Origin of the sequence: Paenibacillus sp. FSL K6-1217, assembly GCF_045040735.1 — a bacterium.
Taxonomy (GTDB): domain Bacteria; phylum Bacillota; class Bacilli; order Paenibacillales; family Paenibacillaceae; genus Paenibacillus_AQ.
Genome location: NZ_CP150271.1, coordinates 736,650 through 750,398, shown reverse-complemented (window position 1 = coordinate 750,398; position 13,749 = coordinate 736,650). Strand labels below are relative to the sequence as shown.

The window sequence follows — 13,749 nt, the reverse complement described above, 5'->3', positions numbered from 1 at the left end:
TGATCACCCCTTACTTCCTAATTTCATCTATAATCAAAGCTAGCCGAATCAAGATAGAACGTCCCCGCCCCAGAATCTCCTGCAGATCTGATTAGAAAATATACATTTGCGAATACAGCTTTACTTGGGATGACCCCCTCATTCGTCAGTAACACATACTTTCCATTCGCTTCAGTGGTGTCTTTAATACTGCTGGAGACGAATGACCCATCCATAGCATAAAAGTCAATATACATCTGCACTCTGGATTGATTCAACATGCTAATATTAATTTTCCCTGTAACCATGTAAGACTTATCAGGAATTACACGTAGAGTCTGAGAGATGCCAACAAATTGATTAACCGGAATCCCGAATCCCCTGACTTCCACTGACTTTTGATCATGAAATGCCTCTAGTGTACCTATCACCGTTGATTTCTTCGTTAAATTTCCGTTCAGATCATATTTGTAAAATGTATTATAAGTCTGGGTTCCTTGTACAAGCGTCTGATTAAGCAAACGTCCCGCTGCCGAATAAGAATTAGTAGTTACACCCTTAGCCGGACTATTCTCAACCAACCGTATTTCATCCTCTACTCCTAAAGGCTTATGAATGGTCCAGTTCAGCGGTGTTTCTGACCCATAATTACTTACTTCAAAGTCAGCGTTATCCAATAAGTTGGAACTATAACTGAATCTCATATCATCTATATAAATACTTGCTGCCCCGCCTCCATTAGTCGCACGTATGATAGCGTAGATACGAGCGTAATCAGCATTAGAAGGTACTGATCCAGTATTAGATATTGTGATATATCCTCCTTGAGTGATGGCAGGCAATTCTACGATATTCGCATCAATAAATGCACCTGAGCCTGTAAAAAAATCTGCATACAGCTGTACTTTGGCATTGCTGATACGATCCACCTTTAATCTGCCGCTCATCGTATACTTTTTAGCAGGTACAACTTTTAACATCTGGCTTATTCCAACATACTCATTAGCTTTTATATTAGATGCATCGATTTGCTGAACGGTATTCCCGTAGCTTTCCGAAACTAATCTGTAGGTAGGGTTATCATTCCCGTAACTGGGCAACCACCCGCTTCCTAAGCCGTTAGAACCAGGTGCTTCGAAGTTCCCGTTGTTAAATAGATTGGGTTCATTCGTATAATGAAAATTCAAAGAGTCCACATACATGCTTCCTGAACCATTGTTCCCTGTCCCTCGAATGATTACGTATATAACAGCATAAGTGGTATCCTTAGGAATTTGACCTGTATCAGATAATGTCATATATATGCCATTGGTCGGTTTAGCATATTCGAGAATAGTCGTCCCCGTATAATTTCCAGAGGAGCTCATAAAATCAATATAGATTTGCGCCTTGGCATTCGCTAGACTTTCTATTAACAATGCACCACTTGCTTGGAATGACTTCCCCGAATCGACCTTGATTTTTTGCAAGATACCCGCATATCCATTAACCGGGAGAGACGAGACTTTGATTTTCTGGGCTCTGGCTCCACTTAACGAAGGATAAGCAACGGAACTAAATGTTGGGTTATAAGAGTTCGTATAATCCCAGTCGTTTGAGTTGGCAAGCGTGTTTGAAAAATTCTCATAGTCTGAATTAACAATTAGATTAGTATCATTAGTATACTGAAAAGAAATATTGTCCGTAATAAAAGCACCAGAATTGACAGCAGCACTAGAACGAATCAAAGCATAAATCACAACCGTTGTAGCTCCCTCAGGAACACTACCATTTCCTCCTAAAGTAACGAATTGTCCAGTACCCTGAGCAGGCAATTCATAAATCTTACTATCTACAAAAGCGCCGGAATTAAAAAAATCTGCGTATAATTGCACTTTAGCATTGGAGATGCTTTCAATATAAAATCGCCCGTTCATATTATACCGTTGCCCGGGTTTCACCGATAAGGTTTGGCTTACTCCAGCAAAATGATTTACCGGTATATTGCTAATGGAGACCTTCTGTGCTTTGCTTCCTCCAGAAACCTTCGAGCTGGTCACCTCGAAACTCCCTATCCCATGTGAGACCCAGTTATCAGCTATGCTACTACCATTAGTAGTTACTTCAAAACCAGAGTTATTAATTAAATTGCCTTTCCCCATGCTTGCATCCGCCGTAATATATTCAGAATTAAAGATACCAACTAAATTAAAGACTAGACTTAAGGCAAGAGAATATATTATTTTCTTTTTTATCCTGAAGCTCATAGAAATGTCTCGCTCCTTATTCCCGCCTATTTTCATTTTTAATCAATTAGCACCAGATAAATAATCCCACACATACCAAGAGTCATCGGTAGTAATTACTATTGCTTCCAGACGGCTATCCCCGTCAATGTCTGCTAGCCGGTATAATTTTGAACCGACACCACCAAACTCCACAATCCAAGGTGCATAGCCTGTAAAGCTGGTTCCAGTTGATGATGCTACATACCAATTTCCGCTATTAATAATCACAGCATCCGCTTTTCCATCGCCATTCACATCGTCCAGAAGCTGATCTGCTGAACCAACGCCATGGCCTTCTATCCACTTTTTGTACCCTTCGAAGCCCCTGCCATTGGATAATGCTATGTGCCAAGAACCTTCCTGCTCGTAAAATACAACGGCATCTGCTTTTCTATCCCCATTTACATCTGCCAGGAACTCTTTGGAAGCTCCTACACCGTATCCTTCAACCCATCTACTGTAGGCCTGAAATCCTTGACCTGACGAAAGTGATACATACCAGCTTCCGCTATTTTCGATAACTGCATCTGCTTTGCCGTCTCCATTCACATCTGCCAGAAATAAGCCACTGGCCCCAACTCCATGCCCAGCCACCCATAATTTATAACCTTCAAACCCACTGCCATTAGACAATGCCACATACCAGCTTCCGTAATTCACGATAACCGCATCCGCTTTCCCATCTCCGTTCACATCCGCTAACAGTTGAGCATCCGATCCCACTCCATGGCCGGTAATCCATCTCTGGAACCCCTTAATTCCTTGACCATTCGACAGAGAGACATACCATGTTCCTGTATCCTTAAAAAAGAGAACCGCATCCGCCTTCCCATCACCGTTCACGTCAGATGTAAATTGGGTGTGAACCTCTGATCCACCTTCCAGTGTCCAATCCTTATTCTTCAGAAAGCTGTAACCATTAGATAAAGATACGCTCCATTTCATACCATCCTCACTATATTGAACAACGTCAGTATTGTGATCCCCATTGATATCAGCTAGCCAATAAGTGTTTTGCCCCACAGCACCTTCTATTGACCATTTGGTATATGCTTTAAAGTAACTACCTCCTGATAAGGCTACATACGTATTCCCGTAATTTATTATTACAGCATCTGCTTTGCCATCTCCGTTCACATCAGCCAGAAGCTGATCCGCTGAACCAACACCATAGCCTTCTATCCACTTTTTGTACCCTTCGAACCCCTTTCCATTGGATAACGCTATGTACCAAGAACCCTCTTGCTCGTAGAAAACAGCGGCATCCATCTTGCTATCCCCATTTACATCAGCTAAGAACTCTTTGGTAGCTCCTACACCATATCCTTCAATCCATCTGCTGTAGGCCTGAAATCCTTGACCTGACGAAAGTGATACATATCAGATTCCGCTATTTTCGATAACTGCATCTGCTTTGCCGTCTCCATTCACATCTGCCAGAAATAAGCCACTGGCCCCAACTCCATGGCCGGAGACCCATAATTTATAGCCTTCAAAACCGCTCCCACTGGACAATGCCACGTACCAGCTTCCGTAATTCACGATAACTGCATCCGCTTTACCATCTCCGTTCACATCCGCTAACAGTTGAGCATCCGATCCCACTCCATGGCCGGTAATCCATCTCTGGAACCCCTTAATTCCTTGACCATTCGACAGAGAGACATACCATGTTCCTGTATCCTTAAAAAAGAGAACCGCATCCGCCTTCCCATCACCGTTCACATCATTGATAAAACGAGTATTGGAGCCAAGACCGTTTCCCAACTGCCACTGTGTCAGGCTTCTCGCCACCGACTTTCGGCTTACCATGTTACCATTCAAGTCGTATTTGTTTCTGACAACTGCATTAAGGGTTTGAGTCTCCGTTAATTTTCCAGTCGGATCGTAGTTGTATATGGTTCCGCCTTTATCCACGGTTCTAAATACTTGATCTACTGAGGCAGCCGTACCCTGTGAAGGCTTTACTATAAGAGACAAAGATACAATGATACAAATTAGAATTTTTAAATCCCTTCCAATTTTCATGTTATCTATTTCCTCCAATCCTTTATCATTTCACTAACGATTAACATTTACTGTAACTCCTCCAACAGGCCGGCTGTTTCCGTATCCATCACTGGCATAGAGATGTGTGATATAAAACCCAGTTTCATTCCCATGATTAGCAAAAGGAATCCGAACTTTCCATTTGGACGAACTCTCCCGTTCTCCTTGATACCAATTGAGATCATCTTGTCCGTTATGATTCGTCCATGTTGGGAATTCCATGCGAGTTACGCTAGCCGGTATTCCATCAATAGAGACTTCATAGTAACCGTCACTGATCTTCGCATTTACGGGTGCCTTCAATGTCTGTGAATTAGTGACATCATATTCCCAAGCTCCAAGAAAGCGGCCGCTGGAATAGATATGTGTGATATACCTGCCTGTCTCTGAATTGTGTTTGGCGTACACGACCGTTGCTTTCCATACGCCGTTTCCGACTTTGACACCTTCAATCCACTCAATATCATCCTGATTATTGTTAGCCGTCCATGTTGGGAAATGTACAATCTGTATAGATGGATCTAATCCATAGATAAATACATCATACGAAACACCGGACAGATCTGTCTCTTTAGATCCCCCTGCTCCGCCTACCACATTGACTACTTTGCCGCCCACTCCTGTCTTGTTCCCATACCGGTCAAATGAATAAATGTGTGTAATATAATTTCCCATTTCAAAGTTGTGTGTACTGAACGGTATCTTAATTCTCCAAGATCCGTCTGCAAGTCTTTCACCTGTTATCCAGGGATTGACCAAGTCATCTTGTCCCATATGCTCTGTCCACGTAGGGAAGCGCACCTCTTTGATACTCTCCGGTATACCATTAGCCTGCACAGTATAGAACCCGTCAGCCAGCGAAGCTTGTTCAGGTGCTGTAATCGTCACTCCGTTGTTCCGGACTTCTGCACCTACATCGCTAACAATTTTCCCATCCGCATAAATATGTGTAATATATGTACCTGTCTCTCCACCATGTCTATTAAAAACTACAGTTCCTTTCCAGACTCCATCGGCCAGTTTTCCCCCTACGATCCACTCCACATCATCCTGGTCGTTCCAGGCCGTCCATGTTGGAAAATGTACTTGCTGAATACCGGGATGAAGCCCGCGGATATAGATATCATAGGATACTGAGGAGAGGTCGAAGACATAAGGCTCGGATGAATTCACCCGGCTGCGCTTGACCAGACTTCCGTTAGCATCATATGTATATTGAATCATTGAGCGATTCGGCAGAATTTCTGTATCCAGTCGCCCTTGATTATAGGAGTATATGCGATGCGGAGTTGAGCCAGGGGCATCAATCACAATGTGGTTTGTACTGGATGCCTCAGCAATGGCAGAGGAAGCTGCATATCCTAAGATCAGGATAGACAGGAGGCAGATCTTCTTTACAAGCTTCAACGTTTTCGGACTCACGAAATTGCACGCTCCATTATTCACTATATTTTAATATCATTTGATTCACATAAAAGGTCCCGCTCCCGCCCGCTGCGGTTGATCGCAATCCCACATGTACCCTTGCCCTAACCGCGCTGGAGGGAGTTTTTTCAGCTAATGACAGCATAGAGAATTTCTGCAGGACCCCCGCTGGGTACTCAGCGTACTTCTCTGAGAGTAGAGCGTCATCACGATTAAAAAACTGTATAGCTAAAGCAACTTTTGTCTGCACCGCACTCTCGACTAAAATATTGCCTTTGAACTCGAATAACTTATTTCCGCTTATCACTACATCTTGCAGCAGCCATGCTGCTCCGTTCTTCTTCATATTCACGCTAGAGAACTTTTGCCCATAGGTGTTTGTTGTTTGAAAAGGGGACAAAACTTGAAAAGTATGATTCCCGGTGTCAGACCACGTCTGCCAGCTGTCTGCGATACCAGCATTTGCAGTTGAAATAGTATCAAAGCTTGGATTAGATAACATATTCCTTTGCGGATCATGACTTAAACCCATATGATCAACATAAATGGCTCCCTTGCCTCCCTCAGCAATTGCTTGAATCCCAACATGTAATCTGGCTCTAACCGCATCCAATGGCGGTGTTGTATTTAGAGCTAGCGTCATATACTTTTTGAACATGTCTGTAGGATATTCCACTGCTTGCTGAGTTAAGAATTTATTCTTTTCATCAAAAAACTGGATAACAATATAAACTTTCGCGGACGACAGCTCATCCACACAGATATTTCCGCTTGCTGAAATGGGGACATTAGGTTGAACGGCTACATCTTGAAATAACCAACTCGCACCTCCAGACTTCATGGTTGGCGTTGTCAATTTCTGAGCTCTTACACCTGAAGTCACAGGGGAAGAGACTACTTGTAATAGACTTCCTCCTGAGTCGGACCATCGCGACCAGCTTTCAGCAATTTCCTTTTGGCCGGATAGATTATTTTCAAAGCTAGGGTTGTTTAATATATTGCCTGCAGTGTCATATCTGAATGCCATGTTGTCCACATAAAAAGCACCGCTTCCTCCCCCTTCTTCCGTTCTGATCCCTACATGGGCTCTGGCACGAACTGTATTAGGAGGAGTGATATCTGTCAAGGATAAAGTCATATAACTACTTAGAGCTCCAGAGGGGTAATCAACCGTTTTTTGAGACAGCAGCGTATTGGCTGCATCGAAATATTGGATACATAAGGACACCTTGGCTTTGTTAATACTCTCGATACTAACATCGCCATTAAACAGAACCGACAAGTTCCCCTTAACGGAAACATCCTGAAATAGCCATGCTGCAGTACCAAGCCTCATCCCCGAGGCTGAAACTTTCTGTGCCACACTCTTAGACACTACTGACGCCGGGATTACTTGAAACAAGGTACTTCCCGTATCGCTCCATTTGTCCCAACCACTGGCTATATCCGTGGCTTTACTAGCATTCAACTCAAAATTCGGATTTACGAGCATATTATTCGTTCTAAACTTCCGCTCGACATTTCCATTTAAATCATACTGATATTCCATAATCTCATTGGAGTGCAATGCCTCGTTTACTAATCTCCCATTGGTATCATAATAGTACGACTTTCCTCCAGCACCCATAGCCACAGAGTCGCTAATGAATAGTGTAGAAATGATCAATAGTGTTAAATAGAAAGTTATTTTAGGTTTGCTGCTCAGCATTATAATTCCCTCACTCTCTTTTCTCCAAGAACTTCCTCAACCATCATAAGGGAGTTGACCAACGTTGAGAATGGTTGTATTTTGTCGAATTATAACTCGTTTTGTCGATCGGGTAATATTTTAGTCACATTTAGATTTTTCGGATCTTTGTAATGAGGAGTTCACTATTCCGATTCAAAAAAACCACATGGATTAGATACTCCCATGTGGTTCGGTATTGAATTTAATTTATCTGTACATCTAAGCGAATATTTTTAGAGACTGAAGAAATATCTTGTTGATTTTAATCATTCAATAATTCTCTAACTTCAGCAATCTCCTTTTTCAATTGACTTAATAATTCTTTATTGGAGGTAGACTCCTTATTTTTAAAATCCGTTTTACCTAGAAAAGCCATATAAATACCAGCAATTTTACCACTTATATCCTCCTCATGGATTGAATGCTCTTGTTCAAAAAAGATATCTATTTCTTTTCTCAACGACTCGGAAAACCCAAAATTATCAATACAAATTTGGAGTGAGTCAATAATAAATAAAGCATCTTCTTTGAAATCATTCTCCAGATTAAAATTTTCCGTTTCAGTTTTATCCATATCGCACCCCATTATAAGAATTGAATTAAGTATTAGCATCAATATAATTTTTTTAATCATCTTTTCTTTCCCTTTATAGGAAATTTAATATCGATATCAGGTAATGATGGAGGATACACTGAAGTATTTGAAACATAATCAGCTGCCATTTTAGTGGTAAGAGGAATAACTCCTTTATCTCCGTAATCTAAGTAAAATGAATACATTATCTTTCCTAAATCTGAAAATGAAATATCCATTCTTAATTGATCTACAATAACAATACCACTTATATCTTTAAGCTGATATCCTCTCTTTAGCTCATTATTCACATTGTTATATCTCAAGAGTTGAGCCTCTGCATCCTCCCAAGCGCCATCCCCTAAACCTAAATAGGTAACCCTCATGGCCTTCACTTCCCACATTAAGTTGTCTCCTGTAACTATGTCAACATAATGATGTTTATTGGGCCAGTTATTAATTTCTTCCTCCAGATGGAATTCCAATTGAACAGCTTGCCAAGATGCTGAATGGATTTGTTTAGCAGCAAATATTTGTGCAATTTCATGGAATGATTTATATCTGCCACTGTCATTATTACCGTTTGCATTAAAAACAGCATTAGACAATTCTGCGCTTGTGTATTTAGTTCCGTTTGAACGGCCTCCAATAAAATCAGATAAGAATACGTTCAAAAGTTTATGAGGCATATGTCCTGTAGGGTCAGAATAACCCAAAGGATTATTATGCACATACGTATACAAATTCTGACTCAGCGGATTATCAATCTGCCCCTCAACCGTATCCTCATTTAAAAACCGCCCCATACTTGGGTCATAGTAGCGGGCCCGTAGGTAATACAGTCCGGTCTCCTCGTCATACACCTCTCCAGTATATTTGAAGGAATTGGACGTTTTCTCGTCCTGGCTGGTGATGTTGCCCCATTCATCATAAGTGTAATTATTGACAACCTCACCCGTAGTATCTACGATCTGCACCACGTCACCATGGCCGTTGTACAAATAGTAATAATCCTTAGCCGCCTTCTTGTCCTTCTTCACCAATACCCGATCGCCGCGCACAAAATTCGCTTGCTCTACAAAATCACCATTGACGAGTTTCTCTTCCGAGATGACTTGACCTTGGAAGTTGTAGTTCACCTGAGTCTGGATATTGCCTTTGGTTTTCATGGACCGCATTCCGTCGGCATAGTACTTGAAGCTGGTGCTGGCGCCGCCCTTGGTTACGCTCGTCAAAGTATTCTGCAGATCATAGGTGTAGCTGGTATCGGCAGAATCCAAGCTTACAGTACTCGTATCGGACAATGTTAGCCGGTTACCTCGAACATCATACGTATACGTCGTTTGGCTGCCGTCCGGGCGGCTGATGGAGATCAGCCGGTTCAGTGCGTCGTAGCTGTAATTGGTTTTTTGAGCAGCAGCTCCGTTGCGTGATTCACTGACGGAGATCCGGTTCCCGTTGTTATCATAGCTGTAGCTGTAACTGGACAGGCTGCCGCTTCCCTTAGTATTTTCCATCGTTTCCGTCCAGCCGAGTGCTTTGTTATACGTATATGTTGTGATAAGCTGATTGCCGTCCGTCAGTGTCGGATAGACAATTCGGTGAATCTGGTTATTCGCATAATAACTATACTGGGCATTTACAGAAGGGTCACTATTTAGGGTCGAGCTTCCATTTGTCTGAACTTTGTCCAATCGTTCCTTAGAATATTGGTAATTCGCAGAGAACCCCATATAGTTGTCTGTAATCTGTTTCATTCGTCCTAATGCATCAAGTTGGTTACCGATCGATGCCGCATGTGCACCCGATTTCGAATATATACTGCTAACCTGACCCAGACTATTCTGGGTTTGAGTATGTGAAGCGGTCTCTACCCCATTGGTAAGGGTGCGAACCGTTTGCTTATCCGGGCTGCCATCGCCGCTAATCATTTTCGTTACCTGTGTTTGCGCTACATTATTCATACTTCCACGAATCGTGCTGCTTTTCAACTGGCCGGCTTCATCGTATACATAATCGAATGAGCTGCCATTACGGTCGGTTTTGGCGGCCAATTGCCCCAGATTATTATACGTGTAGCTCTCACTTTGCGAGGCGCCGTCCTGCTTGACGCTAGGCAGACCGAGTTCGTTATAGCTCTTTGTATTTAGAGTTTGTGGAGTGCCGCCTTTGGCTTGAATCGTGACCTTGGTGACTTGGCCGTTACCGTCATAGCTGTAGTTCGTTGTCTGATTCAAGGCATCCTTCAGGCTGGTTAACCGACCTAAAGCATCATACGTGAAGGAGGTGGTTACCCCATCTTCATTCAGATTGTGGTTAGGGTCAGTATACCCTGTAACATTCCCCATAATATCGTACCGGTATGATTCGGCAATTCGTTGCTGATTGGTTGGCCAATCCTTGTAGGTTGCCGCTGACAGCTTATTCCCCCAAGGATCATAGCTCTGCTCTACGTAATTCAACTTTTCTTCGTTCGTGTGATCCTTAATATAACTGGTGCTGGTACGCGTTTTGATATTGTAGTCACTGATCATCTGATCGCTGTTCGCATTGGTTGCCCGGTTTTGACGGCCCCAAGCATCGTAGCTGGCGGTCAGGGTATTTCCGGCTGGATCGCGGGAATACACCGGACGCCCCTGGTCGTCATAACGATAGTGTGTGAACACCCATGTTTTCGCATTGGGATCAAGGCGCTCTTCCATGAGTGCCGACCCTAGCCCGTTGTAATATATAGCGGAATTAGTACTCATCGACTGATTCGTGGAAACCTTCGTCACAGTATGGATACTGTTTACCTTCAAGGCGTATACGCCTGCATTCACCGCATCGAAATTAGGAGAGCTCTCACGATAATAATTATAGTCTACTACTTCCAGATACTGCTCTCCGTTTTCGTTCGTCCGGATCGGATAGGTTTCTTTCTTTATTCTTCCTAATTGATCATAGGTATACGTAATCTTGTTATTGTTGCCATCCTTCGATTCCACAAGTCTTCCTGAACCCAGATCATATTTGTTATATTTGCTTACTACCTGCCGGGAACCATTGGACGTGAATACTCTATCTTCTTGGGCTGGTAATGAGTATTCGGTATCTTTTGTGTAGTATTGATTTATTTCCGAGAATACTGCACCATCTTTAGCACTCGTTGCAGAGGTTCTCGTAATTTGTTTCTTGTCCGGAAGATACTCGTAACTGAATGTAGTTATCTCATGTAAAGGATTCGTAATGCTCGCTATTCTTCCCTCTGGTGTATACGTGTAGGTTTCTTGCAGTTGAGGGCCGTTAACGTCTTTGAACCAGGCTTTGGATGACAGTTGATGGTGATTAGGCTCATACGCATACGTTGTAGTGAGTTTACTTTTTAGACCCGGATCATTATTCTGGCTCTCGTCTAACAGTTTGGTTTCAGAATTTACAGAGCCCAGCTCATCGTAGCCGGTCTCCTGATAGAACTTCGCAGCAGAAGCATCCGTGTCCCCTGCGTTGTAGATCCATTGCTCTGTCTTCGTTGGCAAGAACTTAAACGTATTATGAAATTGAGTGTTCTTAATAACTGTTAGTTCTCCGTTGGATGCTTTCGTTTCCGCAGAGAGCAGTTGGCGTTTTCCGTTGAACTTACGGACTGTTGTCTGACTTGTGGATGTATCATTGTTTTTATTGATTATTGTAGATGTAAAATAATCTGTTTCTGGAAATCCAAAAGAATAGACGAAGGGGAAACCATCCGCGGACCCTTCATATTTAAACTCTTGTTCATTCATTCTACCGCTGTCAGTGTTATTCTTCTTTACTTGATCGTATCTATTGAGAACTTGAAATTCATTAATAGCTCCTTTCCAGCCCAGATTCCGGGGAGTTTGTCCATAACTGTACTTCGTGCTGGAGTGGCTATATTTTACCGTATCCAGTAAAAACGATACAGCAACAGATGAACCCCAATCCCATGTCTCATAATGCTTATAATTTGAGTTAAATGTCCCTTCACTCACAGCATACTCAAAGTTTATTTTCTCCTCTTCAGGTTTTACAATAGCGCGAAGAGCAATCGTCGAACCGTAACTCCAATAGGTATGTTTTGAATGATTTCCTTCTTCTACAGAGTACGATGAAAAGTAGTATCCTTCTCTGGCACGTTCGTAGACAACCTTCTGAGATTCCTGACCATTTGGAGCTTTAACAATAACCGTTAGATTCTCTTGTTTTCCTTTCCCATTCTCGGGTACGGAATCATAAGAACGAGGATCATATTCGAAAATTATTTTTCTCCCCACGCTATCGACTATTTCTGATAAATATGAGAGATGTCCCCACGGATAGTCTTTATATGTGAATGTAATGGTATTTCCATACTTATCCACGATACCTAGCAGCAATTTCATTCTTCCGCCAAAGTACTCGCGTCTTTTATCTGCATACTCTATATAATAACTCGACTTATCTGTTCCATTGGAAAACGTTTGATTAGAATCATATACGAATTTCTTGTCTTTGCCTGGATAGCCGATTAATTGTGTAGTTTGAGAGAGCGGATCATCTTCCTTCGTACCTATTTCATAGACCCCGCCTTCGCCATCATGGTAATACATCGTATTGTCGTTAAGAGTCATATCATACTGAAGGTTAGGCAACCGGAAGGACCAACCTGTCCCTAAATCATATTTGTCGCTCAGATAATTATTATCCGTGATATTGGCTCCAGATGGCCTTCTGGCGTATGCCTGATTAGATTGATACATTACCCCCAAGCTGAAGTCCAGGCCATCTCTGCCGGGTAAAGTTAATTGGTTTTGTTTCCAGGTCAAACTGCCTGTAATCGGATCTATCGTTTCCGAAGAATCTGCCCGATCCGAATATTGCGGTTTATAAGTCTGATTGATTTGCTTAATTACATCTTTGTCGATGATACTGTTTACTCGATAGTCAAAAGCCGTAAGTAAGGAATTATTCCCAGACTCAGTATACACGTCCTTCATAACACTGCTTCTATAAGGAGAATAAACGCTTTCTAATACGGGACTACGTAAACTATTTGCCTCCCAAGTTGAGGTTTCAAGATATGTATCTTTGGTAACTGTCGTATTTGAAGAGGGAATATAAGCTTCTCTTAGTTGATCCCATGTCGTATAAAGCTTATTGCTTTTGAACTCCTCATAGAGCTTAACGGGGTCCACTCCGCTCTCCATGCTCAAATAAGCTGCTTCATAAATATCTTCAATCGTGGCTCCTTTGCTAATTAATTCTGCGATCTCTTCGTTTGTCATAGAGGGTTCAGGTTTAAGGCTGCTTATGGCCATCCTGCTGGAATCATTCGATGCCTTACGGTTCGCATACTTGGCCTTGATCTCATTAATTTTCGCTTGAATACCATTTACAGGCTCTCCTATAATGACGGGGCCATCAGGAACAGCACTGTATTTCAAATAAGATTCAGAAGAATCGTTAGACATAGAGCTTTTTTGTGACAATGTTTCTTCTGCAAAGTTCTGTGGAGTAGGCATAGGCTGTGGTTCCACCCTCGCAGAAGGCTCAGGGCTAGGCATAGCAGAAGGTACAGAGATGTCAGCAGCTTCCGTTGGTATAGATGACTGCTTCGCAGCTTCAGCATATGCCGATCCTTGCAAGGGAGGAAACGAGCTCAACACCAGAGCGATAGATAAAATAATGATCAACCAGCGATTGAGTAAGGATTTAGTTCTCATGGATGAATTCTCCTGTCGTAATAT

7 protein-coding genes are annotated in these 13,749 nt (G+C 42.4%); all 7 read right to left on the bottom strand.

Annotation, left to right across the window (positions count from 1 at the left end):
- Positions 1-23: 23 nt before the first annotated feature.
- The 7 genes from MHH28_RS03035 to MHH28_RS03005 all read right to left on the bottom strand — a co-directional run bounded on the left by MHH28_RS03035 (position 24) and on the right by MHH28_RS03005 (position 13,725).
- Positions 24-2,225, bottom strand: a complete 2,202-nt coding sequence (locus MHH28_RS03035; protein WP_405111615.1) for a hypothetical protein — start codon at positions 2,223-2,225, stop codon at positions 24-26.
- Between the two features lie 42 nt (positions 2,226-2,267).
- The gene (locus MHH28_RS03030) at positions 2,268-3,515 is read right to left on the bottom strand and encodes an FG-GAP repeat domain-containing protein (RefSeq protein ID WP_405111612.1); all 1,248 of its coding nucleotides are present in this window, start codon (positions 3,513-3,515) and stop codon (positions 2,268-2,270) included.
- Positions 3,516-3,626: 111 nt separating this feature from the next.
- Positions 3,627-4,274, bottom strand: a complete 648-nt coding sequence (locus MHH28_RS03025; protein WP_405111609.1) for an FG-GAP repeat domain-containing protein — start codon at positions 4,272-4,274, stop codon at positions 3,627-3,629.
- Positions 4,275-4,307: 33 nt separating this feature from the next.
- Positions 4,308-5,717 carry a GBS Bsp-like repeat-containing protein gene (locus MHH28_RS03020; RefSeq protein WP_405111606.1) on the bottom strand — a complete coding sequence of 470 codons (1,410 nt, stop codon included), beginning with the start codon at positions 5,715-5,717 and terminating at the stop codon, positions 4,308-4,310.
- A 16-nt stretch (positions 5,718-5,733) separates the two neighbouring features.
- Positions 5,734-7,428, bottom strand: coding sequence for a hypothetical protein (locus MHH28_RS03015; RefSeq protein WP_405111604.1), 1,695 nt, complete (start codon positions 7,426-7,428; stop codon positions 5,734-5,736).
- A gap of 283 nt (positions 7,429-7,711) precedes the next feature.
- A complete protein-coding gene (locus MHH28_RS03010; RefSeq protein WP_405111601.1) occupies positions 7,712-8,023 on the bottom strand; it encodes a hypothetical protein in 312 nt (103 codons plus the stop codon).
- Between the two features lie 56 nt (positions 8,024-8,079).
- A complete protein-coding gene (locus MHH28_RS03005) occupies positions 8,080-13,725 on the bottom strand; it encodes an RHS repeat-associated core domain-containing protein (protein WP_405111598.1) in 5,646 nt (1,881 codons plus the stop codon).
- Positions 13,726-13,749: the final 24 nt, after the last annotated feature.

Coding starts and splice junctions, on each gene's coding strand:
- MHH28_RS03025 (WP_405111609.1), bottom strand. CDS start 4,274: ATGAAAATTGGAAGGGATTTAAAAATTCTAATTTGTATCATTGTATCT.
- MHH28_RS03030 (WP_405111612.1), bottom strand. CDS start 3,515: ATGGATGCCGCTGTTTTCTACGAGCAAGAGGGTTCTTGGTACATAGCG.
- MHH28_RS03010 (WP_405111601.1), bottom strand. CDS start 8,023: ATGGATAAAACTGAAACGGAAAATTTTAATCTGGAGAATGATTTCAAA.
- MHH28_RS03005 (WP_405111598.1), bottom strand. CDS start 13,725: ATGAGAACTAAATCCTTACTCAATCGCTGGTTGATCATTATTTTATCT.
- MHH28_RS03015 (WP_405111604.1), bottom strand. CDS start 7,428: ATGCTGAGCAGCAAACCTAAAATAACTTTCTATTTAACACTATTGATC.
- MHH28_RS03035 (WP_405111615.1), bottom strand. CDS start 2,225: ATGAGCTTCAGGATAAAAAAGAAAATAATATATTCTCTTGCCTTAAGT.